General features: G+C 46.3%; 23 protein-coding genes and 1 pseudogene. 14 read left to right on the top strand and 10 right to left on the bottom strand.

What is annotated here, in order from left to right; all coding sequences use genetic code 11:
* Positions 1–107: 107 nt before the first annotated feature.
* The 3 genes from HF864_RS07545 to HF864_RS07535 all read left to right on the top strand — a co-directional run bounded on the left by HF864_RS07545 (position 108) and on the right by HF864_RS07535 (position 3,331).
* A complete protein-coding gene (locus HF864_RS07545) occupies positions 108–1,331 on the top strand; it encodes a DUF2075 domain-containing protein (RefSeq protein WP_205882327.1) in 1,224 nt (407 codons plus the stop codon).
* A 21-nt stretch (positions 1,332–1,352) separates the two neighbouring features.
* Positions 1,353–2,063: a VTT domain-containing protein gene (locus HF864_RS07540; RefSeq protein WP_169462377.1), complete on the top strand. Its 711-nt coding sequence runs from the start codon at positions 1,353–1,355 to the stop codon at positions 2,061–2,063.
* 71 nt (positions 2,064–2,134) lie between these two features.
* Positions 2,135–3,331: an MFS transporter gene (locus HF864_RS07535; protein WP_169462376.1), complete on the top strand. Its 1,197-nt coding sequence runs from the start codon at positions 2,135–2,137 to the stop codon at positions 3,329–3,331.
* 96 nt (positions 3,332–3,427) lie between these two features.
* Here the strand turns inward: HF864_RS07535 and HF864_RS07530 are convergent, their stop codons facing one another.
* From HF864_RS07530 to HF864_RS07515, 4 genes are all read right to left on the bottom strand, one after another.
* Positions 3,428–5,170 (bottom strand): glycerophosphodiester phosphodiesterase, encoded by a 1,743-nt coding sequence (locus HF864_RS07530; protein ID WP_169462375.1) that lies wholly within the window; start codon positions 5,168–5,170, stop codon positions 3,428–3,430.
* 107 nt (positions 5,171–5,277) lie between these two features.
* Positions 5,278–6,777 carry a glutamate/gamma-aminobutyrate family transporter YjeM gene (gene yjeM, locus HF864_RS07525; RefSeq protein ID WP_169462374.1) on the bottom strand — a complete coding sequence of 500 codons (1,500 nt, stop codon included), beginning with the start codon at positions 6,775–6,777 and terminating at the stop codon, positions 5,278–5,280.
* A gap of 167 nt (positions 6,778–6,944) precedes the next feature.
* Entirely contained in the window at positions 6,945–7,292 is a 348-nt protein-coding gene (gene crcB / locus HF864_RS07520) for a fluoride efflux transporter CrcB (protein ID WP_240936896.1), read from the bottom strand.
* On the bottom strand, positions 7,285–7,662 hold the full coding sequence (locus tag HF864_RS07515) for a CrcB family protein (protein WP_169462373.1): 378 nt from the start codon (positions 7,660–7,662) through the stop codon (positions 7,285–7,287). Before HF864_RS07515 ends, crcB begins: the two co-directional genes overlap by 8 nt.
* Before the next feature lie 120 nt (positions 7,663–7,782).
* Here HF864_RS07515 and HF864_RS07510 point away from each other — a divergent pair, with 120 nt between their 5' ends.
* The 3 genes from HF864_RS07510 (at position 7,783) to HF864_RS07500 (ending at position 10,616) form a co-directional block, all read left to right on the top strand.
* Positions 7,783–8,172, top strand: a complete 390-nt coding sequence (locus tag HF864_RS07510) for a VOC family protein (RefSeq protein WP_169462372.1) — start codon at positions 7,783–7,785, stop codon at positions 8,170–8,172.
* A 72-nt stretch (positions 8,173–8,244) separates the two neighbouring features.
* Positions 8,245–8,778 (top strand): GNAT family N-acetyltransferase, encoded by a 534-nt coding sequence (locus HF864_RS07505; protein WP_272209207.1) that lies wholly within the window; start codon positions 8,245–8,247, stop codon positions 8,776–8,778.
* Positions 8,779–8,855: 77 nt separating this feature from the next.
* Positions 8,856–10,616 (top strand): AarF/UbiB family protein, encoded by a 1,761-nt coding sequence (locus tag HF864_RS07500; RefSeq protein WP_169462393.1) that lies wholly within the window; start codon positions 8,856–8,858, stop codon positions 10,614–10,616.
* 54 nt (positions 10,617–10,670) lie between these two features.
* Here HF864_RS07500 and HF864_RS07495 read toward each other — a convergent pair whose 3' ends face one another.
* The 5 genes from HF864_RS07495 to HF864_RS07475 are packed head-to-tail and all read right to left on the bottom strand — an operon-like array spanning position 10,671 to position 14,725.
* Positions 10,671–11,357 carry a hypothetical protein gene (locus HF864_RS07495; RefSeq protein ID WP_169462371.1) on the bottom strand — a complete coding sequence of 229 codons (687 nt, stop codon included), beginning with the start codon at positions 11,355–11,357 and terminating at the stop codon, positions 10,671–10,673.
* 30 nt (positions 11,358–11,387) lie between these two features.
* A complete protein-coding gene (locus HF864_RS07490) occupies positions 11,388–11,801 on the bottom strand; it encodes a Rib/alpha-like domain-containing protein (RefSeq protein WP_169462370.1) in 414 nt (137 codons plus the stop codon).
* Between the two features lie 12 nt (positions 11,802–11,813).
* Positions 11,814–12,995: an AbiH family protein gene (locus HF864_RS07485; RefSeq protein WP_169462369.1), complete on the bottom strand. Its 1,182-nt coding sequence runs from the start codon at positions 12,993–12,995 to the stop codon at positions 11,814–11,816.
* A 34-nt stretch (positions 12,996–13,029) separates the two neighbouring features.
* The gene (locus tag HF864_RS07480; RefSeq protein ID WP_169462368.1) at positions 13,030–13,455 is read right to left on the bottom strand and encodes a CopY/TcrY family copper transport repressor; all 426 of its coding nucleotides are present in this window, start codon (positions 13,453–13,455) and stop codon (positions 13,030–13,032) included.
* Positions 13,456–13,471: 16 nt separating this feature from the next.
* Positions 13,472–14,725 (bottom strand): hypothetical protein, encoded by a 1,254-nt coding sequence (locus tag HF864_RS07475; protein WP_169462367.1) that lies wholly within the window; start codon positions 14,723–14,725, stop codon positions 13,472–13,474.
* 148 nt (positions 14,726–14,873) lie between these two features.
* Between HF864_RS07475 and HF864_RS07470 the strand changes: the two genes are divergently transcribed.
* The 8 genes from HF864_RS07470 to phoU all read left to right on the top strand — a co-directional run bounded on the left by HF864_RS07470 (position 14,874) and on the right by phoU (position 22,334).
* Positions 14,874–16,280, top strand: a complete 1,407-nt coding sequence (locus tag HF864_RS07470; protein WP_169462366.1) for a hemolysin family protein — start codon at positions 14,874–14,876, stop codon at positions 16,278–16,280.
* Positions 16,281–16,432: 152 nt separating this feature from the next.
* Positions 16,433–16,870, top strand: coding sequence for a universal stress protein (locus tag HF864_RS07465; RefSeq protein ID WP_169462365.1), 438 nt, complete (start codon positions 16,433–16,435; stop codon positions 16,868–16,870).
* A 460-nt stretch (positions 16,871–17,330) separates the two neighbouring features.
* A complete protein-coding gene (locus HF864_RS07460; RefSeq protein ID WP_169462364.1) occupies positions 17,331–18,209 on the top strand; it encodes a phosphate ABC transporter substrate-binding protein in 879 nt (292 codons plus the stop codon).
* Positions 18,210–18,248: 39 nt separating this feature from the next.
* Positions 18,249–19,172, top strand: coding sequence for a phosphate ABC transporter permease subunit PstC (gene pstC / locus HF864_RS07455; RefSeq protein ID WP_169462363.1), 924 nt, complete (start codon positions 18,249–18,251; stop codon positions 19,170–19,172).
* Complete coding sequence (gene pstA, locus HF864_RS07450) at positions 19,165–20,055, top strand: phosphate ABC transporter permease PstA (RefSeq protein WP_169462362.1); 891 nt, start codon at positions 19,165–19,167, stop codon at positions 20,053–20,055. Before pstC ends, pstA begins: the two co-directional genes overlap by 8 nt.
* A gap of 17 nt (positions 20,056–20,072) precedes the next feature.
* Positions 20,073–20,873 carry a phosphate ABC transporter ATP-binding protein PstB gene (pstB, locus tag HF864_RS07445; RefSeq protein WP_169462361.1) on the top strand — a complete coding sequence of 267 codons (801 nt, stop codon included), beginning with the start codon at positions 20,073–20,075 and terminating at the stop codon, positions 20,871–20,873.
* A 9-nt stretch (positions 20,874–20,882) separates the two neighbouring features.
* Entirely contained in the window at positions 20,883–21,635 is a 753-nt protein-coding gene (gene pstB, locus HF864_RS07440) for a phosphate ABC transporter ATP-binding protein PstB (protein ID WP_169462360.1), read from the top strand.
* A 12-nt stretch (positions 21,636–21,647) separates the two neighbouring features.
* Complete coding sequence (gene phoU / locus HF864_RS07435) at positions 21,648–22,334, top strand: phosphate signaling complex protein PhoU (RefSeq protein ID WP_169462359.1); 687 nt, start codon at positions 21,648–21,650, stop codon at positions 22,332–22,334.
* A 334-nt stretch (positions 22,335–22,668) separates the two neighbouring features.
* On the opposite strand, the pseudogene HF864_RS07430 reads toward phoU, so the two are convergent.
* Positions 22,669–23,576: pseudogene (locus HF864_RS07430) on the bottom strand (hypothetical protein); the annotation flags it as partial.

Below are 23,576 nucleotides of genomic sequence, written 5' to 3'. Positions count from 1 at the left end.
TTAACGAATAAAGAAAACGGTTGATAAAACCTTTAATTTGACGGTTGAGCAAAAGATCCGTAACATTAAATAAATATAGGATTATTCCTAAATTGGGGGAAAGAAATTTGTCAAATCAAGCCATTGAAAAACTATCACCTTTTAAAGAATTGACTGATGAGCAGGCTGAACTGGTTGATGATGTCATCGATTTTGCCAGGAAACATCTCGAACAGGATCATCCCGCCGTCTATACGATTCTGGGTGATGCCGGCACCGGAAAAAGCGTCGTCTTGTCACAGCTGTTTGCTGGAATTCAAAAAGCAGCGCGAATTCAAGCCGACAGTCCTTTTTATGGCACGCATAATTATTTTTTAGTCAATCATCCCGAGGTCTTAAAGGTCTACAAACAGATTACTGGACCGATCAAGACCTTGTTAAAAAAAGACTATCAGCGGCCGACCACGTTTATCAATCAGCTGGATAAGCGCGATGAAACTTCCGATATCGTTGTAATCGATGAGGCCCATCTATTGTTGAGCAAGCCAGATCACTACAACAATTTTTATCATGAGAATCAGCTGGTGGAGATCATCAAACGCGCCAAAGTCGTAATTTTGGTCTTTGATCCCTACCAAGTGCTGCGCATGAAGAGCTTTTGGACGCTGGATCGCTTAAATGAGCTGGTTGCCCCTTATCCACACCAAAGCTATCGGCTCAAGCACCAGTTTCGGATGACGGCTTCTGATGAATTGATCGACTGGTTCAATAATCTGACTGATGGTCAAATCAAGCCACTACCCAAAAACGCCCGTGAGCATTACGACTTCCGAATTTTTGACGATGCCGAACTGATGCGCCAGACCATCGTCAAGCGCAATCAAGAAGTTGGTCTTTCACGCATTCTTTCCACATCCGGCTACCCTTCCACGCTTGATGGCGGCAAGCACTATATCACCGAGGGCCGCTTTAAGATGCCATGGGATCAGTATAATTTTACTGCCACGCCCTGGGCTGAATTGCCAGAAACAATTGACGAGGTCGGATCGATTTACACTTGTCAGGGATTTGACCTCAACTATGCCGGGATCATCATTGGACCGGTAATCAGTCAAAAACCAGACACCAATCAGCTGCAGGTCAATCTGGATCGTTTTACCGATACCGAAGCCTTTAAAAAACGCGCTGACCTGACCGATCCTGATCAGATCATCTATTATGAAAAGCGCATGATTCTCAATGCCCTAAACGTAATCTTAAAACGGGGCGTCAAAGGAACCTATCTATACGCCCATGACCCGTTGCTACGCAAGACGCTGGTCATGTTAGATCAACAATTAAATGCGGAATAATCATAGAAAGAAGGTGACTCCATGGCCCCCAAAAAACTGCACCTCAACAGCCGCTTATTAGGCATTTTGGCCGGTATTTTAGCAGTTATCGTCTTGATTAAGGTCGGTTTTGACTATTGGCCAGAAATCAAGCTCTTAATGCACCCAACCCATCAGCACCGCGTTATGTTAACCAAGATGATTCGCGATCACGGCGCCAAGGACTTTTTGCTGTTGACGCTGGTGATTGCCCTGTTCAATGCGATCCCTGGCATGTCGATTGCGGCGGTCTGCATTCTGGCGGGAGCCTGCTATGGACCATGGATCGGCCTTTTAATCAGTTGGAGCGGCAACATCTTAGGCAATCTGGCTGTTGCTTCTTTATTTGGTCATATGCATCTATCGCAAAAATTCAAGAAGCATCAACTGTTGCAAAGACTGCTTAATCAACCACATCCACGGCTGGGCCTAATCATTGGTTATATGATCCCTGCGATTCCCAATGCGTTAGTAAACTATTCGGGCATCCGATTGAAAATCTCATTAACGCAGATGCTGCCTTTGATCGCACTAGGAATGCTGCCATGCTCATTTATCTATGCATTTGGTGGCAATGCCATCTTAAGTGAGAATCTCAGCCAGCTGCTGATCTTTGCCGGTTTAATCCTAATTTTGGCAATTGTTTCAATTATTGCCCATCGTCATCGCCAGCATATCAGCTATCAATCGAAGACCAAAGAGCTAAGCGAATAAACACGGAAATGCGACCCAGCGTCCATTCCCGCTTTCTTTTTGCCAAATTATCTTAAATTAAGGAGTTTTTTATGAGTTCGCAATCAAAACGGACCATCTGGATTTTGTTGGTCTGTCAGTTTCTAATCTGTCTTGGCATGAGTCTGATCTTCCCCGTCATGCCATTTATCAAAAAAGAGTATAATTTTTCGGCCTTTGAAATGGGATTGATGTCTTCGTTATTTGCCTTGGTCCAATTCATCGGCTCCCCCATCGTCGGACGCATCTCTGATAAAATCGGTCGTAAGCCGCTGATTGTCTGGGGACTATTGATTTTCGGCCTGGCCGAGTTTGTTTTTGCCATGGCTGGTCACCTTTTCTGGTTCAATCTTTCACGGGCCTTTGACGGACTGTCGGCAGCCATGGTCGTGCCGACTTCAATGGCACTGGCTGCCGATCTGACCTCACTGAAAGACCGGGCTAAGGTAATCGGCTGGCTGTCGGCCTCCTTTAGCGGTGGATTGATTCTGGGACCGGGGCTGGGCGGTATTTTAGCCAACTTCGGCTATAAGGTGCCATTTGGGGTTGCCGGCATCCTCGGACTGATCAGTACTCTGGTGGCCTGGTTTTTGCTGCCAAACGACCAAAATGAAGAATTCAAGTCCCATACCGAAGACGTTCAAAAAGAGCTGCAGGACAGCACTTGGACACAGGTTAAGTCACTGCTCAGTCCGGCAATGACGACCGCGTTTCTGATGATTTTTGTCGCAGCGTTTGGCTTGGCTGGTTTTGAAAGCATCTACAGCCTTTATGTCAATGAGGTTCACCAATTCGGTCTGGGCGCGATTGCCACCGTTCTGACGCTAAACGGGATCATCTCTTTGATTCTGCAGGTCTTTTTCTTTGAACGCATGGTACTCTGGCTAGGCGAGGTCAAGCTGGTCCGCTGGGCATTTTTGCTCAGTGCTATCGGAACGGTCGTCGTCATTTACGATCACTCCCATTGGCAGATCATCATCGCCACCCTGGTCGTCTTTGAAGCCTTTGATTTACTGCGGCCGGCAATTACGACACTTTTAACCAAAATGAGCGAGCAGAATCAAGGCCTTTTAAACGGCATCAACATGTCGCTGACCAGCGTCGGCAACATCATCGGACCCTTGATCTCAGGGGCGCTTTTGGACATCAACTATCAATATCCATACTGGGTCGTGGTTATCTTCTTGGCCGTTGCCTATATGATCACCTTTGCCCTAAGCCGTATGATTGCCCGGCATCAATTAAGTTAGTAAAAGGGGCTGAAAATAAAGTCTCAAAACAAAAATGGCTGAAGATTGCGTTACTTAGAACGTTGATCTTCGGCCATTTCTATTATTAAAATTATTTTATTTACGCCCATTAAAGATATTTTGCCAATCATAGGTCACGTTTAATTGGGCGGCCAGTCGCACTGCGTAACCATGATTTGCATCAACTGCTTTGATGGCTGCATCCAACGCCTTAACATTATCGGTCACGATGCCGTCAACGCCCAGCAAGGCCGCCTGCTGCATCGTTTTTTGATCGTCAACCGTCCAGACGCAGATTGGCTGATGATTAAAGTTAAACCAAGCAATCAGCATTGGACTAAGCATTGAATGCTCCACGTTCCAGCCCAGGTTTTGCCTCGGCCAACCCAAAGCATAAGGCTGAATCGCCATCAGCTTGAGGCGTGGATTCAGGCGATGCAGCTTTTGGGCCGCGTTTAGATCCATCGTGTGCAGCCAGGCATGATTGGCTTGCAGCCGTTTGCCATAGCGTTGACTAAAATGCAGCAGCATCTCGGATGAGTCATTGGGGGTAGTCTTAATTTCAACCAGCAGTTTTTGATGCTGCTGCTGAGCAAAGCTTAAATATTGATCCAAACTAACCAGCTGGGCCTGTTGCCCATTTTCTTTGGCCACCAAATTTTGTAGCTGTTTTAAAATCAACTGGTGCGGCTTGCGATTGACGCCGGTCAACTGATGCAGATTTTCATCATGTACAACCACAAATTTTTGATCGGCAGTTTCGTGAACGTCAATTTCAATATAATCCGGATGCAGACGCTGCGTTTTTCGGGCAGCCGGCAATGTATTTTGAACCCCATCTGCTTGCGTAACGCCCCGATGAGAAATAACCAAGGGGCGATGCCAGGTCATCGGAAGACTCATGATACTGGTTAAAACAACTAAAGCTCCAATCGTCATCCAAATAACCGCTTGACACCAACGAATTTTTAAGGGCGTGCTTAATTCACCCGCTTTTTTGATCGGCAGTTGCCATAACACCAGACTGACGATTGCACCTGCCAACAGCCAAAAGCCTGCCAAAAGCATTAGGGAACGAAAGGCAATTGCGACTCCCCAGACCCATTTCCCGGGAAATTTTTTTAATTCCATTAAAATCAGCAATAAAAAGTGATTGATGCTCCAGCCCAGCAGACTAAAAATCAGCAAACTAAAAAATAGGCCTGCCATACTCTTAAAATTGCATTTTGCGACTTTGTTTTCCCGCCAGACTGACTGAAAGGAAATTTGATTGGCTGCCATAGCAATTAAACTGCGCATGGTCAGCAGACCGGCCAGCACGATCAGCAGATAAAGCATTCCGGCCAAAATCAGCAACCAGGTCTTACGCGTCAAAAAATCCAGCATTAGCCCTGGATAATTTGGATTTCCCCAGCGCAGCGCACAAAATAGTCCCTGGCCAAGTGGCATCAGCCATAAAAAATCAAGCAGCACCAGCATCGTCCAGTCGGGCCGCAGCCAAAATGATATTCGATCAAACAGCATTGATAACGAAAAACGACGCTGCCTGATCAACATGATCCCGCGAATTGCAATTCCCCAGATGATGCCAATCCAAACAAGCCATAGATACAGACAGCCAATTCCAGCAATCAAAACGATCGGATGGCTCATCAACAACTCTTTAGCCGTCATTTTAGACACCAATGGCACCTGGCCTTGCTTCATCAACAAGGTCAGTATGGTTTTAAATAAAGGACCAGCGATAATCTGATCAACCAGCACGATTGCCAGTAGAAAACTGCCATAATCCAGCCAATGACGTCTATATTCCATCATGATGGCTTTGTTTTTTTTCATTATCAATTCTCCTCAATTAAGTTCCTAACCATCTTAACCCAGGATGGGGCAAAGTAAAAGGACTCGCTCGCCAGCCGAGTGAGTCCTTGCTTAATTATTGATTAGTCTTATTTATCAGCTTTTAAGCCGCGTTTTTGAGCACTGGCATAAAAGATCCAGGCAACCAGGCCAAAGAAGATTGGTCCAAATACCGTCCAGAATGCCGTTTGATAGTCATGCTCCAAGATTGGCTGCAGGCAGGTAAAGACGATCCCGACTGCTACCACCAGCCAAACAATGGCGGAAACCCAGTTGGCCGAACGCTGCGTCTTAAAGAATACAAATGGCCGATCCAGGTCCTTGATCTTCTTAAAGAACGGAAAGGCCCCAACCAAGAACAGATATGGTGCCGAAGTGGCCACATTGGACATATCAGTCAAGATCAAGTAGAACTGTTGGGCTGCTGAACCACCGAAACTGACGGCAAAGATGATTACACAGATGACGATCGCCTGCATCCACATGGCAAAAGCCGGCATATCGTGTTTGTTAAGCTTGGTCATCTTGGCTGGCCACAGATGCGGATCAGAACCCATGATAAATGATTTGATCGGCGAATAGACCATCACAAAAAACGAGCCAATGTAGGCCAGCCACATCGAAAGGCCGGTAAACCGCGTTAAAATATTACCCAGCAGAACTGATGCAGCATGTGACAAGCCCAATGAGCTCCCCAAAACCAGACCTACGTTGTTCATCAGCGCATAAGAGATGTTACCCAGGTTAACATTTTTCTTACCCAGCACGCTTTGCCAGTTGGTGGACATCCCCCACATAAAGATCATCAAGGCATACAGAACCGTAATCACGATCATACCAATCATCAAAGCCTTCGGAAACGTTTTTTCCGGCTGGTCAACCGAATCCATTACGCCCCCCATTGATTCCATCCCGCCATAGGCAAAGACTGCATAGACCATAAACGAAACAACCGCAACGCCGGATTGGAACTGTGGATTTGGCGAGGCGACAAACGAGTGAATCCCCTGAATTGGCTGCATCATAGCGCCATGATTGCAGATCCAGATAATCAGACTGGCCACAATGAAGACGCCGCTTAAAATCATGACAAACGTTCCACCAACGGCCCCTACCTTGGCAATCTTGTCAATTCCGCGACTACCCATGTAGGTAACAAAGATAATCCATAAAATTGCCAAAATTCCGACAAATTGCGTCGAGGTCAGGCCAAAGAACGCCCAGCTCTGTGTTTTGTCCGAGCCAAAGAACAATGCCGACATTGGAATCCAAACCTTGGCAGCCGTTGAAACCATCCAGACGACCCATGAACAAAGCCAGATGAAAGTTCCGATAAAGGCCATCTTTTCACCGATTGAAACCTTCAGCCATGAATAGATGCCCCCTTTGGCACTTTTTAATGCTGAACCGTATTCGGCAAACATCAAAGACGATGGCAGGAAAAAGAACAACGCTGCCAGAACATACCAAATAATCGAGGCATAGCCCATCTGATCATAAGCAACGGTCGTATTGGCAAAACCAAATACGCACGTGAAAATCATCATGGTCAGATTTACCAGCCCGATTTTCTTTTTATCTTGCTCCATTGCAAAATAACCCCTAACCTAATGAATAATTGCTGCCTAACCCTGTTAAGCTCACGTGCATAATTATACTACTTTTATTTGAGTTTAGGGATTAAAAGCTGAAAATAGGTCTTTATTTTTGTTATCCTTGACAAAACAAACTCTTAAAAGCGAATATTTTTTGCATTTTATACGCTCATCCCCAGCCAGGCCATTATGATTCCGCCAAGTGTGCTGATCATGATGTATTCCCAGCATTGCGCGGTTTTTCCTTCATCAAGCATCACCAGCAGCTCGGTATTAAAGGTTGAAAAAGTTGTATAGCCACCCAGCAGCCCAGTAGTTAAAAAAATGCGCATATTGCCAGATAAAACCAGAATTGATAGCCAGCCCATCAAAAATGACCCTGACAGGTTAATTAATAAAGTTGCGATTGGCCAATCCAGTTGCCCCCATTTTTTCCAGGCTATTGTCAAAAGCCAGCGCATTGCCGCTCCTAAACTGGCACCGGCACCAATCATCATCATCTCAATCATTGCCCGTCCTCCGATTTATTTTCATGGCCAGCCTAAAGCCAAGCACTGCCAGCAAAAAACCGCCCAATAGATTCAATGCCATAAAACCGACCCCGGCTAAAAAAGACTGCTGCAGCAGTTGTACGGACTGTAAAGAAAACGTCCCAAACGTGGTAAACGAACCGACCAGGCCTGTACATAAACCGAGATTCAGCCAGCTGGCCAGATATCTTTTGACGATGGTCCGATAGGTTAAAAAAGCCAGCAGAAAGCTGCCGATTAAATTGACCATAATCGTCCCCCAAAAGCCACCCCATACCTGACTGCAAAGTGATCTTAAACAGCCACCGAAAAAGGCAAACAACATTACGCTAAATAAATTTTTGGTCATAGTTGGCCTCCTTAAAAAATATCTTTAATTATAGCGCAGCCCGTTTTTCGTGAACTGTTCAAAAATGACTATGAGTTCTATAATTAAACCAGCCAAATAAATTAAAGTGAGGTCTCATCCATGAAAATGCGTCGAATCGATCACGTCGTTATTACCGTCAGTGATCTGGAGCAATCACGTCGCTTCTATCACGAAGTTTTTGATATGCCGGTCATCGATCAGCAAACCAAGCCTGGCGTTGTGACATTGAGATGTGGTCATCAATTGATCCGGTTGCAAAAAGCTGATCGTGATGCCTTGATAGCTAAAAATCCAACGATTGGCAGTGCCGACTTATGTTTGGTCGCCAACGATCCAATCGATGCCATCATCCATCATCTAAAGAGCTATTATGTCGATATCGTTGCCGGTCCCGTTGACCGCCTTGGTTCAGAAGGCCCGATGCAGTCGGTTTATCTGCATGATCCTGACGATAACTTGATTGAGATCGCGGTTTATCAAAACAAATAATTTTTACTTGGCAAATTTAAAAAAATAGCTTAAAATTTTAAAGCTTATTTTAAATTTCAAGAGGTGAAAAAAGTGAGTGAAGCTATTTACATGCGTAAGGCAAACCTAAATGATCTGGATACGGTAATGGAGATCGTTGAAAATGCCCGCGCGCTTTTAAAGGCTGATGGGAGCGAACAATGGCAGGGAGAAGATGGCTACCCAACGCGCCTGACCTTTCAAATGGACATTGAAGGGGGCTATTGCTGGCTTTTGATGTACGGCAACGAAATTGTGGGTACGGCAACCTTGATGACTCAAGGCGATGCCCATTATATGCATATCGTTAACGGTAAATGGAACCGGCCTGGGCACCCATTTGCGACAATTCATCGCGTTGCCATCTCAGGCAAGTACCGTGGGAAGCACTTTGCCAACTACATCATGAGTCATATGATCACACTGGCCTACGATGCCGGGGTCCGCAATTTCCGGATTGCCACTCACGACAAAAATGACCGCGTCCACAACCTGGTGCAAAACTTTGGCTTCATCAAGCGTGGTCAGGTCTACACTGGACCAACTGATCGCGATCTGCGCAATGTCTATGAATTGAATCTCGACTAGAAAACAAGTACGCTTCGGTAAATCGACGCGTACTTGTTTTGCTATAATAAGGTTATTATCTATCAGTTAAGGACGTGATTTTTCTGAACGAAGAAAAGACAGCGATCAGCCAAACGATTCGCCTCAAACAGATCATCAAGGTCTTAAATCAGCATTCGTTTTTAACCAACTTCTATCGCCAAAAGCATCCTGAAGAGGTTCGTCAAGCCTTGGAAGAACTGGGACCAACCTTTATTAAGATCGGTCAGTTGTTGTCCACGCGTCCTGATCTAGTCTCGCCGGCATACATCAAAGAGCTGCGCCAGCTGCAGGATCACGTTGACATCGATCCATATGAAACCGTTGAACAAACCTTTGAAGAGCAAACCGGCAAGCGGATCGATGAAGTTTTTAAAACCTTTGACAAAACACCCTTTGCTTCAGCTTCCATTGGTCAAACGCACCATGCCACGCTGTTTGATGGTACCAATGTCGTTGTCAAGGTTCAGCATCCTGCCGTCACCCAATTGATTCAGACCGACCTGGCACTGTTCAAACGAGCGCTGGGGATGGTTGAACACGTGCCGATGGATTTTTCGGTAATCGATCCCAAACGAGTATTGGATGAATTAAGTACGTCGCTTTTACATGAAATCGACACCACTACTGAAGTGCAAAACGGTCAGGAGTTCTACCGGCTCAACAATGACTATGACATCATTGAGGTTCCCAGAGTCTATCCTAAATACTGTACGCAAAAGATTCTGGTCAATGAGGCCATGCCGGGACAAAGCATCAAACAGCTGATGAACGAAAAAAAGCCTACCGATGAAAAACTTGCTGCTAAGATCAAGGAGCGTAATCACTACCTAGCCCATGTGCTGGTGGAAAACTTCATCAAACAGGTTTTTGCAGATCACTTCTTTCATGCCGATCCGCACCCTGGTAACGTCTTGTTTTATGAACTCAAACCCGATGATCCTAAATTAAAAGCCACATCCAAGGATTTTGACTATCAAAAACAACTCGGGTCAAATGAGATTGAGATTCAAAAAGAACACCCCTTGCCACCCTTTCGCTTGGTCTACCTTGACTTTGGCATGATGGGACGTCTTTCGCCTGCTTTAACGGATGGCATTGCCAAGGTCGTTATTGCGCTCAATACCAAGAGCACACGTCAGGTTGGTCAGGCTATTTTAGGCATCTGCAATCGTACTGGTGAAATCGATGAACAAAATTTCTACAGTCAATTAGGCAGTTTTTTAAGTCCTTATCTAAATGCCGGTTTGGGCGGCATCGATCTGCCTACCATGCTGTTTCAGATCATCTCGCTGTGTCGGCAAAACAACTTGCAAGTTAAGCCTGAAGTCACGCTTTTGATCAAGGCCTTCAGCTCAATTGAGGGCATCGTGGCTGCTTTGGATCCAGAAATGTCGCTGATGGAAGTTGCCAAGCCGTTTGCTAAAAAATATCTGCTCAAGCACTTCAACTGGAGGGACTCGCTTGAAGCAAGCATCTGGCAAGCACGCCAGACCGCTTTGGATTCGGCGGCTATTCCATCACGCGTTAATGATCTGCTGGAAGTTTTAAGCACCGGTCAGGCCAAGATCAATTTTCAGTACAAGGATCAAGCCCGCGTTTTACGCAATCTGGAACGCATGCTGAATCGACTGCTGATTGTTATCGTTTTGGCTGCCATCATTCTGGGCTCTTCAATTTTAGTGGAGGGGAGCAGCGGTCATCCCGCAATCTTTAAACTGGGGACGGCTGGCTATTCGATTGCCATCATCGTGATCATCTGCCTTTTTATTGGTGATCTGTATCATCACCTTAAAAAACATCATAAGAAACGCTTATAATATAATAATGATAATAATGAAAAATTCCCGCCTCGAACTGAGAGCGGGAATTTTTTAGTGCAGCAGTTCATTAAGATCCAGCGCGTAAAACTGCAAGATCTTATCAATCATCAAGACATCATGGTCAGCCAGGTGCGGTTGGGGATGCTGCAGCCGCAAGAGGTCACACATTCTAGCCAGGCTGATTCCTGAGCTTTTGTCAAAAACATCGCTGCTGATGATTTTTTCCAGATCCAAGGGCTGAATTCTGGTCCATGAACGACTGGTCTGGGCTAGTTGCAGTCGATTGGCTTCTTGATTAAGCACGCTTAAATCCAGGCGATTGTCCCAGCTGACCAGGTAGTCGGGCTGAACTCGATCGATAAATTTTAGAACCTTTTTCAAGACACTGGCAACCGTCAGTCTTTCGGCCTCTGAATAGCGCAGATCCAATCGTTTCAACAGACTCAACTGATCCTTGGCCGTCATCCTGCTGCTAAAGACGTAATAGTTAAAGGCGTCATCTTCACCATATACGCGACCAGCAATTTGACCCAGGCGCGTGGTTCCCGGCATCTGTGGCTGGCAGTCACTATAAAACTCCAGATCCAGACTTAACAGCTTGGCTGGGCCATTAACAATTTCATGAACCTGTTTAAGCGTCGTAACCGCGTTGGCTGACGTGGCCTTATTTTGCGTCTGTTGCCAGTTGGGCCGTTCCAGCGTGATCAGTTCACTAAGGCTGGTTTTGCTTTTTTGCACGCTATCCCTCCAGTCGTTTTTGCTGCGTGATCAATGACGATGGTGCAGACCTTTTTTGGCTGCTTTAAACAAGAGACCAATACCAGCAAACGCATCCATCATCGTACCGCGCTGATTACCCGTTAGGATTGTACCAGGCGTCCGTTTGTTTTGATGATCGACTTGAATCGAGACGTTTTTACTGCGTCCTTTTTGTTTAACGGGCCGCGGCAATACTTCAACCGGAACCTTAACGGCAGCCTGCGAGTCATCAGGATAGGCAACGACAATCGTAACCTGAGTCAACCCTGGTGTTTCTAAGACCGGATCCTGCTGCCAGGCATAGCTGGTCTTTTCAGGCAGCTCATGCCAATTGGCAATTCCTTCACGCGGATTCAGCGTGTCACCTGGCATATAGACGATTTTACGCGTTTCAATCGCATATTTGCCTGCCATTTTCGTCATAATATCTTCCTTTCAGTACTCAACCGTGATGATTTTAACCCGACTGCCCTCACCCAAAAGCCAGGTCAGCATATGCTTTTGCAAGGCTAATTCTTCCGGTGGCTCTCTTTGAAAAATAAATAGAATTACTCGTTTTAAGTGAATCGCCGTTTTGAATAGATCACTGAAGATGCCATGATCGGCCCGCAACGAATGGCCCATGATCGCAATCGTAGCCACGTCTTCTGGATAGACATCGTTGGGCAGCTTGATTTTAAATGGCCGAAATGCATGCGCGGCCGTATAGTCCAAAACACTTTGATCAATTCGTTTTTGGGCACAGCGCCTGGCAATCGCATCAATCAGCCACTGTCTTCTGGTTTGCCACTGCTCAAAGAACCGCGTCGCAAAATAGCGACTGGTCACCGGCATGTCGCTGTCTAAGGTATAAAGCAATGAGATAATCTCATGGTCGCCAAACGCAGGATAAAGGCGACGCCAACCATAGTAGTAAGCATCGTAGGCACGAAATGCGGCCAGCGTTTTTTCGGGGATCGGGCCAAAGTTGTTCTTTATCCAGTACCAACGCTTAAAATCAAGAATATCACGACGATATCCTTTGGTCGTGCTGGCATATTCATATGGTTCACGAGCTATGACGTCATCGTTATCAACGCCTAAAATCGTTTGCCCTTCCAAAAGCGAGCCATGCAAGTAATAGATATTTTCTGGCAAAACGTCATACAGCTGTGTAGCCGTATCGGTATAGTTGAAATTCAGAATGGCTCCAGCCTCACTCAGCAACTCACGGGCGGTCTGTGAACGCGTCGGATCACTGATCAAAACGCGCTCGCGCTCTGTTCGTAAATAGCGCGAGAAGTCATGTTCAAAGCGCCGAATTGCCCGCGTGCTGCGCTGCTGGACCATGACACCAGCCCCAGGCATTCTGCGCGTAGCACTGAGTTGATAAGCATTTTCAGCTGCAACGCGAATCTGCGCCTCTACATCAGACCAACGCACCTGCTGACCGCGTGCCTGACGATTAAAATGCACGATCTCATCCAGAGGCGTTGTCCCGACTTGCTGCCAAAAATCCTGATAGCGACTCTTATAGCCATGAAAAAGGTCAAAGCCATTGCCAATGACGACCAGCAGCTGGTCATGATCATGATGATCAACAGGCAAGGATCGCTCCAGCTCTGGTGGTACATTCACTGACGACACTTCCCTTCTAAATCAGCTTTCCTGGTTAGTCTTCTTGACAGCGCATCCCCGGCACACAGTTGCACGGAACCTCAGCTGGTGCGGTGGCAGCTTTTTTGGCGAGCAGATCTTGCAGCTGGTTAATGTCTGACTGACTGAGCGTGGCTTTTTCAATTACATGCAGCAACGTTTTGCCAACATGCATCTCGCAAAGATTATCAAATAATTCATCAGCTGCTTGATTCATCGTTGGCTGTTCTTCAACCTGAGGCTCATAAACAAATGCTCGACCAACCCGTGTTGTTTTCAGAGCACCTTTTTGTACCAGGCGCCGTAAAAGAGTCTTGATCGTAGCTGGCTTCCAGGCTACCTTACACTGCAGAATATCGATCATCTCCGTGCTGGTAACGTGACCAAGCGTCCAGGCCACGCGCATTATTTGCCATTCTGCCGGCGTAATCGAATTTTCCAAAAAGATCTTCCTTTCTTTATTTTGAGCCGCGCTTAAAGCCCAGCATACTGCCAAGTACCGTTGCAGCCGTTCTTTCCTTGGTCGGTGGAGTTGGCTTGTTCAGTGGCGCCGTCTGGACCACGCCTTGGCTGTCTGTCGAACTTTTTGAAGGATCTGATGCTGCAAAATCAGATCCTGGTTCTTTAATCGGTTCTTCAATAGATTGATTAGTGGCAGCTGAATCGTGTTCAGCCACAGCAGCTGTATTTTCAGATGTTACTGAGTCAGCTGGTGAATCCGCAACTGCCTGATCTGCATTTTCAAAATTGACAACAGGTATGAACTGTTCAACTTCTTCGCCATTCAGTGTTTCATAAGTAACATTAAGCTGACTGACCAGACGATCGGCTAGTTTTTGGGTGGTCTTCTCATTTTTTAGCGCTGTCTGAGCCTCGCTGAGTGCTAGATCAAACGCGGCTTTTCTAGAGTCATAGGCATCCTGATAACGCTTGGTCTGTGAAACGCTGCTCATCTTTTTGACCGCTTTTTGCAACGATTTTAAATTGCTACTTTTGCCGTTGAGCGCATTGCGGGCCTTGATCAGCTCACTAGCCGTCAGATCAATTGTTTCTTGTGGGACCGACTGAAAATTAGGCGCCATCTTTGACAGGTCCGCCACTGGTGCATTCAGTTCCTGATTGGCAGCAGCTTGACTGAGCAGCTGCTTGGCCTGATTGAAGCATTTTTCAAAATTTTCACGCTGATTGGCCGTGGCATTTAAATAACGCAACGTGTTTAAGTCGCTCTGGGCATTTTTAAAAACCAGAGCCAGCTGGCTGAAATCAGTCTCCAAACCGCTCAGTGCCGTTGCTGATTTTTGCAGTTTTTCAACGGTTTGGTCCACTTTTGTCTGCAACACGAAGCCATCCGTTGCCAAGATAGCTTGGGCATCCTGCAAAGCCGTATCCAGATTCTCTTTTGCTGCCGGGCTGGCATTGACGTAACGGGCTGTTTCCATCAGTAGTTCCGCATCACTGATTGCCTGCTTCAGCACAAAAGTAGTCGTCTCTTGCCCGTTAAGCTGAGTTACCGCATGAGCCAGGCTTTCTTGAACCTTTAAGAACTGTTCGAGCGTAACGTCTCGATTTTGTTCCAGGTTTTCCAGCTGTGCATAGGCGGCATCGAATGGCGCTTTTTGGCTGGCATTTTGATAGCGCGCGCTCTGTTTGGTTTGATGCGCTGCCGAAACTAAAATCTGCCAGTGCGCATCATCAATCAATCTAGCCGTCATTTTTTCACCATCTTCCTTATTTATTAATAAATGATTTTATTCTATTATGGACCATTTCTCGTTCAACAAAAAGCGATTTTGCTGAATGCTGACCTTTTTATTTGCTATAATGAACTCAAAGCTAATTTTGAAAGGAAAATTGCAAAATATGGAAGTTAGTACCAGTCCCATAACACTTTTTACAATTATATTTATTCTGCTTTTAGCAGCGCTGTTTACCCTGTTGGAATATTCCTTGATCAAGGTTCGTCCAACCGAATTAAAAGAGCTCAAACAGACATCCAGCGTTCGGCGCGCCGAAAATATGATTGAGCACCTGACGGAATACCTGTCTACGGCTCAAGTCGGGGTCACGATGACGTCTCTGATTTTAGGTTGGATTGGTGAAGCCTACATCACTGAGCTCTTGGAAAAGGCCAACATCTTCCCTAAAGCCGTAGCCAACGATTTCAGCTCGATCATTGGGATTTTGCTGTTTACTTTCCTGCACGCCGTCTTTACCGACTTGGTGCCTAAAAACATGGCAATTGACCAGCCAGTTAAGATTCTGTTGGCCATTGCTCACCCAATGACGTTCTTCCACGTGATCTTCTACCCACTGATCTGGCTGTTTGACTGGACGGCCAAGATCATTACCAAGCTGCTTGGCTTTTCAGTCAATCCAGATGAAGACATCTACACGCAAAATGAAATCGTCACCCTGTCGCAAGAGTCTGAGCGTGCCGGTGAAATGGACAAAGAGGACGTCGTATTTATGGAACGCGCCTTTCGGATGAACGACAAGGTGGCTGATGACGTTATGGTTGACCGTACGCAACTGAGCGTCATTGACATCACCGCAACCGTTGCCGATGCGGCTCAGCTTTATTTCCAAAAGAAATACACGCGGTTCCCAGTCGTTGCCAATAACGATAAAGACCATATCTTAGGCTACATCTTTAGCTATGACATCATGCGGCAAAACCAGATCAATCCTAAACAGGCGATCCGCTCAATCATGCGTAAGATTCCGATCGTCTACCAAAGCGAAGAATTGACCGATGTCTTGCAGATCATGATGAAAAAGCAGGTGCCAATCGTGGTCGTTCAAGACGAATACGGTGGTACGGCCGGGATTATTACCGATAAGGACATTTATGAAGAGCTGTTCGGTACGGTTGGCGAAGAAATTGATCACGTTTCTTCCGATATGATCGAAAAAAAGGAGCCTGACTCCAAAGGCAACTCAACCTATCTGGTATCCGGCAAGATGCCATTAGACGACTTTGAGCGCTACTTTGACGTGCGGATTCCACAATTTGATCAAACCGACGTTTCAACGCTGACCGGCTTTTTCCTGGAGCGACAATACGACTTAAAGGTGGGACAACCCGTTAGAGTCGAAGATTTCAGCTTTACGCCACTTGATCTTAAGAACGCCTACGTCAGTCAGTTTAAGGTCGTTCACATTAAGCCAAAGAAGAAACCTGTCGTTGATAGTGACAGCGACTCAGATCATAAATACCGTTCAAAGCGCGATCGTAAGGATGATCACGATGATGGTGCGCAAGACTGATCCAAATAATCCAGCTGTCTGAAATTTACAAAGACTTTACCTGTGAAAGCGGGTCAAAGTCTTTTTTTAATGCTAAAATTAGGGTGCTCCAATGATTTTGTCACATCAGACGTTCATTCATGATCGTTTCCCCTGATCAAGGGGGTTATCCTATGTACGATCAAATTTTAATTCCCATTACTGTACGCTCGTTTAATCATGAAATTAATCCAGCATGTGTTGCCGAACTAAAGCGCCTGGTTTTAGGTCGGCCCAATGCCACCTTCAAGCTTTTATACATTTTTGAGCCCCGCGACTGCCGCTGGCTGGCTGCTGGGCTACCCAATTTAGATCCAGATTGCTTGCTTAACATGGCTGCTCATCAGCTAACCATCATTGAGCAGCTGCTTGAAGATGCTGGGGTACAAAAAATCACGCATCAATTAGCAGTTGGCAATCAGTATCTAGCCATCAGTCAGCTGATTCAAGAAGAAAAATTCACCCTGGTCGTTGAACCGTGGCAGCCAAAATGGCGGCACCGCTTTTGGCAACACTTTATTCATCCAAAACAAAAAATTACCAACAATCTGCTGATCTTAAATGTTCAGTAAAACCAGCAAAATATTGAATTTACCGCTTACCTGAAACATTTTAGGTAAGCGGTTTTTATTTTTGTAAATGATGGTCGTTACCAAATCCGCTTTTTCGGTCCTAAACCTTAATCTAACGCGTTTTATCGCCAAGGTTAATTTTATTAAGATAATTTGTTTGTAAATTTTAGGATATTTTAAGCTTTTTAGGATTGATCAAAACTATTTACTTAAACATTTTTCAGGAATAGTCGAACATTAATAACGAAAATAACTTTTATTGTTAATATTTATCACAATGAATCATCGGTATCAGCTCTGATTATCAGATTTTTGATCTTTTTGTATCGTTTTTGTAAATTTAGCCGTTACGTGTTTTTTACGGAAAACCGTCTTTTTTCTTTACGTTCTTACTTTAAATTATAAATCGTACTCAGGTACATGCTTTATTCATGGGATATTGAGAAAGGAAGCAAATAACATGAACAAGAAGTCACTTATCTCTTTAGCTGCCGTCGCTACTTTAGGCTTTAGCCTGTTTGGCGGTACGGCTGGTACGGTCCACGCTGCAACTGACAGTAACAAGATTACGATTGTCGGCTCAACGGCTCTGCAGCCACTTGCCGAAACGGCGGCTCACAGCTACATGAGCAAAAACTCTGGCGTCAACATCGACGTCCAGGGTGGTGGCTCCGGTACTGGTTTGAGTCAGGTTCAATCTGGTGCCGTTTCAATTGGTAACTCGGACATTTTCGCTGAACAGCAAAGCGGCATTGATGCCAAGAAACTGCAGGATCACAAGGTTGCCGTTGTTGGGATGGCGCCAGTGGTAAACAAGAGCTTGAAAGTTAACAATCTGTCAATGAGCCAGCTGCAAAAGATCTTCACTGGCAAGATCACCAACTGGAAACAAGTCGGCGGACCAAACGAAAAGATCACCGTTATCAATCGTGCCAAGGGTTCTGGTACGCGGGCAACGTTTGAAGCTGCCGTTTTGAAGGGCAAGACGGCCATGAAGACCCAAGAACAAGATTCCAACGGTACTGTTCAAAAACTGGTTGCCAACACGCCTGGTGCCATCAGCTACCTGGCCTTCTCTTACACGAAGTCTGACAAGATCAAGGCACTGAAGGTTGACAACGTTGCACCAACCGACAAGAACGTCGAAACCAACAACTGGAAGATCTGGTCCTATGAACACATGTACACTAAGGGCGCTGCCAAGGGTCAAACCAAGAAATTCCTGAACTACATGAACTCTAAGGAAGTCCAGGGCAAAGACGTTAAGAACCTTGGCTACATCAGCATTCATGATATGAAAGTCAACAAGAACGCTGACGGTCAGGTTACCAAGAAATAATCATCACATCAATAAAGGAGAGAAACCGGAGGAAGCAAGATGAATGAACAAGATCAACTGATGCAAAGCAGTTTCCAAACCAGGCAGGACCATTGGGGCAAATTGGTCAGCTATTTCTGTATTACGGTAATTGGACTGCTGGTCATTTCAATTATTTACTTCATCGCCGCTCGAGGCTTGAACATGTTTATTAAAGATGGCGTCAGCCTCAAGGACTTCCTGACCGGTACGACGTGGGATCCAACCGTTACTGACGCGCATGGCAAACCAGAAGTCGGCGCTTGGCCAATGATCTTTACCTCGTTTGCCGTTACGATTCTGGCTACGCTGGTCGCAACCCCGCTCGCTTTGGCCGTTGCCATCTTTATGACTGAATTAGCCCCTAAAAAGGCTGCTTCATTCATGCAGTCAGTCATCGAGCTTTTAGTCGGGATCCCATCCGTCGTTTACGGGTTCGTCGGCTTAGTCGTCGTCGTTCCCTTTATCCGCCATCTTTTCGGTGGTACTGGAAGTGGGATTTTGGCAGCCGTTACGGTACTGTTCGTTATGGTGCTGCCAACGATCACTTCCATGTCAATCGACAGTCTTAAAAACGTGCCTAAAAACTATCGTGAGGCTTCAATCGCACTGGGGGCCACGCTTTGGCAAACCATCTACAAGGTTATCTTACGCTCCGCCATTCCCGGCATTCTGACCGCCGTAATCTTTGGGATGGCCCGAGCGTTTGGTGAGGCGTTGGCCGTTCAAATGGTGATCGGTAACGCGCCTTTGATGCCAGAAAACCTGATTTCGCCCGCCTCGACTCTAACCAGTACTTTAACGGTCGGCATCGGCAACACCGTAATGGGAACCTTGCCAAACGACGCGCTTTGGTCTTTGGCGCTAGTCTTGATGCTGATGTCTTTGGCCTTCAACTTGCTGGTAAAGCTGGTCAACAAGAAAGGAGTTTCACGTAATGCTTAATGTCAAAAAAGCCAATCAACTGGCAATGGGCATCATTTATGTCTTAGTCGGTCTGGTGGTCTTGATTCTGTTTGGTCTGCTGGGCTATATCATCTTGAGCGGTCTGCCGCACATCAGCTGGCAGTTTTTGAGCTCGGCTGCCCAAAGCGTCGGTGAAGGCGGCGGGATTCGCGATCAGCTGTTTAATTCAATGTATCTGTTGATCTTAACGCTTTTGATCTCCACGCCGCTTTCAATTGGGGCCGGTATTTTCTTAGCCGAATACGCCCCTAAAAATGGCGTTACGGAAGTCTTTAAAACTGCGATTGAAATTTTAAGCTCCCTGCCCAGCGTGGTCGTTGGCCTGTTCGGTTATCTGTTCTTCGTAATCAAGCTGCACCTGGGCTTTTCCGTCATCTCAGGTGCCATTGCCTTAACGTTTTTCAACCTGCCGCTTTTGACGCGGAACTGTGAGAACGCCTTAAATGATGTCTCGCCACTGCAGCGACAAGCTGGTCTTTCATTAGGACTTTCTCGCTGGAAGACGATGACCAAGATCATGCTGCCGGAAGCCTTGCCTGGTATTTTAACCGGGGTGATTCTGGGAGCCGGCCGGGTCTTTGGTGAGGCCGCTGCTTTGATCTACACTTCCGGACAAAGCGCGCCAAGCGTTGACTACGGTAATTGGAACCCATTTTCGGCTACCAGCTTCTTAAATCCAACCCGTCCTGCCGAAACACTGGCCGTTCACATCTGGAAGCTGAATACTGAAGGGCTGGTTTCTAATGCCCATGCAATTTCCAGTGGGGCTTCGGCCGTACTGATCATCGTCATCTTATTGTTCAACCTGGGAGCTCGCTTCTTAGGCAACCATATTTACAAAAAGATGTCGGCTCGTAAATAAACTAGAGGTGAAAACAGATGGCTGAATATTCTTTTGATGATACCTACACGCTGCCCGTCAAGGAACCACTGGCAATGCAGACCAAAAACGTCAGCGTATACTACGGCAAGCAGACAACGCCTTCACTTCACCAGGTCAGTATGGACTTTGCCGAAAACAAGATCACGGCTTTGATTGGTCCATCCGGTTCTGGGAAGTCTACTTATCTGCGCTGTCTCAACCGAATGAATGATGAGCTGGGCCGCATCGATGGCGAGATCCTGTATCGGGGAATCAATCTGAACTCCCCACAGGTTAACGTCTACGAAACTCGGCGTGAGATCGGCATGGTTTTCCAACATCCAAACCCGTTTGCCAAGTCGATTCGCGAAAATATCACCTTCGCCCCCAAGCTCTATGGCATCAAAGACCAGCAAAAACTAGATCAAATGGTCGAAGAATCCTTAAAGAGCGTAGCCCTCTGGGATGAGGTCAAAGACTCGCTTGACCGCAGCGCGCTTTCCCTTTCTGGTGGTCAGCAGCAACGTCTCTGCATCGCCCGCTCCTTAGCGATGAATCCTAAAATCATCTTGATGGATGAGCCGGCCAGTGCCTTGGACCCAATTTCAACGTCTAAACTGGAAGAAACCATGCAGAAATTGAAAAAGGATCACACGATTATCATCGTGACGCACAATATGCAGCAAGCTGCGCGCTGTTCAGACTACTGTGCCTTCTTCTACTTAGGACATGTCTTGGAATTCAACTCTACCAAAGACATCTTCAGCAATCCTAAGATCAAGGCAACTAATGATTATGTATCCGGTAACTTCGGCTAGGAGGGCATCATGGAAAAAATTCTTAAATGTAAAAACGTGGTGCTCAAATATGGCACTAAAGAAGCACTGCACGGCATTAACATGGAGATTGAACAAAACAAGATCACGGCTTTGATCGGTCCATCCGGCTGTGGCAAGTCAACCCTGTTAAAATGCTTCAATCGCATGCACCTTGACGATAATGCCACGGTTGAAGGTCAGATCCTGTTTAACGATCAAGACATTTATGATCCCAAAGAAGACATGGTTGAGCTGCGGCGGCAGATTGGCATGGTTTTCCAACAACCCGTTCCCTTCCCGCTTTCCATCTATGACAACGTTGCCTATGGACCTCGTATTGGCGGCATCAAAGACAAAACACAGCTGGATCAGATCGTTGAAGAAAGTCTCAAACAGGCTGCCTTATGGGATGAAGTCAAAGACGATCTGAAAAAAAGCGGTCTGGGTCTTTCCGGTGGTCAGCAGCAACGGCTCTGTATTGCCCGCACGCTGGCCGTCAAACCTAAAATCATCTTGCTGGACGAGCCAACCAGTGCCCTGGACCCGATTTCCAGCGGCTTGATTGAGGAAACGCTGATGAAGCTAAAGGATGAATACACGATCGTCATTGTGACGCACAACATGCAGCAGGCTGCCCGTATCTCTGACTACACGGCATTTATGCTCAATGGTTCTTTGATTGAGTTCAACTCAACCAGGCAGATGTTTGAAAAGCCAGACAACCAGCTGACTGATGACTACTTGAATGGGCGCTTCGGCTAAAAGGAGTTTATAATGGGAGATCAAAATCTAGCAGAAATCTTAAAGGTAAAAAAACAGTTCGTTGCCATGGGGACACTGGTCAGCTCACAGATTCATCAAGCAACCAAATCTTTTTTGGAACACGATATGATTCTGGCCAAACAGGTAATTTCTAAAGATCAGCAGGTCAATGAAGCAGAAATCGAATTGGAAAAGAACGTTTTTGACGTCTTGATTCGCAAAAATCCCATGGCCTCTGATTTTCGTGAAACCATGTCAATTCTCAAAGCCAGTTCTGATATGGAACGAATTGGCGACGCCGCGATCCGCATTGCCCGCCAAACATTGCGCATGTCTGACAAGCCAACCTTCACTGCGGCCGAAAAACTGATTCAGCAATTAACCTACCAAGTGCGTCAGATGTTGGATAAGGTTGACGAAGACTACGTCAACGATGACAGTGATGCTGCCTATGCCGTTGCCAACGAAGACATTAAGGTTGACCGCCTCTATCTGCAATTGCGGCAGCTGATTTTAAGCCAACAGGTCAAAGACAAACAGCAGCTAAAAGCTTCTGACGTCTACTTGATCATCAGCCGGCAACTGGAACGTGTTGGCGACCATATCGTCAATATTGCCGAATGGATTGTTTATGCTCAAACTGGCAAGATCGTTGAATTGAATCCCGGCAAAAACGATCCTAAGCTGATCAAAAAATAACCCACTCTCCTCTGTTTTCCATCAAACAACGAACAAAAAAGGCCATCTTCAGCTATTTGAAGATGGTCTTTTTTGCTGGCCACGATTTTATGGCATTGGCCGTCCCCTTGTTCGTGACATCGAGAAATTCAAACGCCTGGTAAATGGCTATATTATTTTCTTCAACAATATTCGTATCTCTGTTAAAAGCAGACGGTCTGAGTCCTGTTGAATATCCCAATCAACAGTTGGCCGCTTAATTTTAAAAGTTTGTCTGGATTTTAGCTTGCACTTCGTCTTAAATCAGAGCAAAAAAGACCCGCCTTAAGCGAGCCTTTTCATTTCTTACTCAATATTAGCCGCGATCATGCTTCTTTTTAAAGTGTCCTGCTAGACCAAGCATGCTTAGCAATGACGTCAACAACCCCATGATGCTCCATGACGCGTCTTTAACATTGTCATTGCCAGTCTGCGGCAATTGTTTCATCGTCGTCTTGGTAGTTGGCGATTCCACTGAAGTCTGCATTGACTGCGAATCACGGACGATGCCTAGCTGAACGGTTTCACTCGGAGCAGTCGGTCGACTTGATTCCGCTGGCTGTTCTGGTTCAACCGGTACGGCATTCTTAGCATAGATCACCGTCTTGACTTGATCAGTCGGTGTCATCTCAAATGCAACCGTCGTCTGATCAGGCGTGTAGCCGTCAATTACTGGCGAGCTGACTGTGGCGTATTCAGTCGGATCACTCGTCCAGTCCGTGGCGGCAATAATCCGCCCCGTCACCTTGTCAACCGTGATCATTCGCGTCCAGCGCGCGGTTTGAACATTGTCAGGGGCCATCGTATTGCCGTCATCATCTTGATAATGCACGATAGCTTGGACTGTTTGATCATATTCGTCCTTGGCTGGCCAAGCTGGACCGGTTGGATCGGCAGGATTGATTGGTGTTGCTGGCAAAATCGGGTTGTCAGGATCCGGATTGTTAGGATCGATTACCTGCGTACCATGCTTGAGTGTAACGATAAACGTCTGCAAAGCATTGCCATCCTGATCAAAGACTGCCTTTCCTGTGTCTTGAGCCTGGGCAAACTCGTCACTGACCAAAACATAGCCTTCATTGGTCAGTTGCTTGATCTGATCAGCGGTACTGTAGTCAATCTTGGCATCAGTTACGCCATCAACCGTGTCGCTTTGAATCGTCTGACCAGTATCTTGATCAACGTAATCGATTTGCGCATGCTGTGGGTCAGCCGTGTAGTTGA

Origin of the sequence: Lactobacillus sp. MRS-253-APC-2B (assembly GCF_012843675.1) — a bacterium.
Lineage (GTDB): Bacteria > Bacillota > Bacilli > Lactobacillales > Lactobacillaceae > Limosilactobacillus > Limosilactobacillus pulli.
The sequence above is the reverse complement of the archived record's forward strand: the minus strand, read 5'-3'. Positions and strand labels throughout refer to the sequence as shown.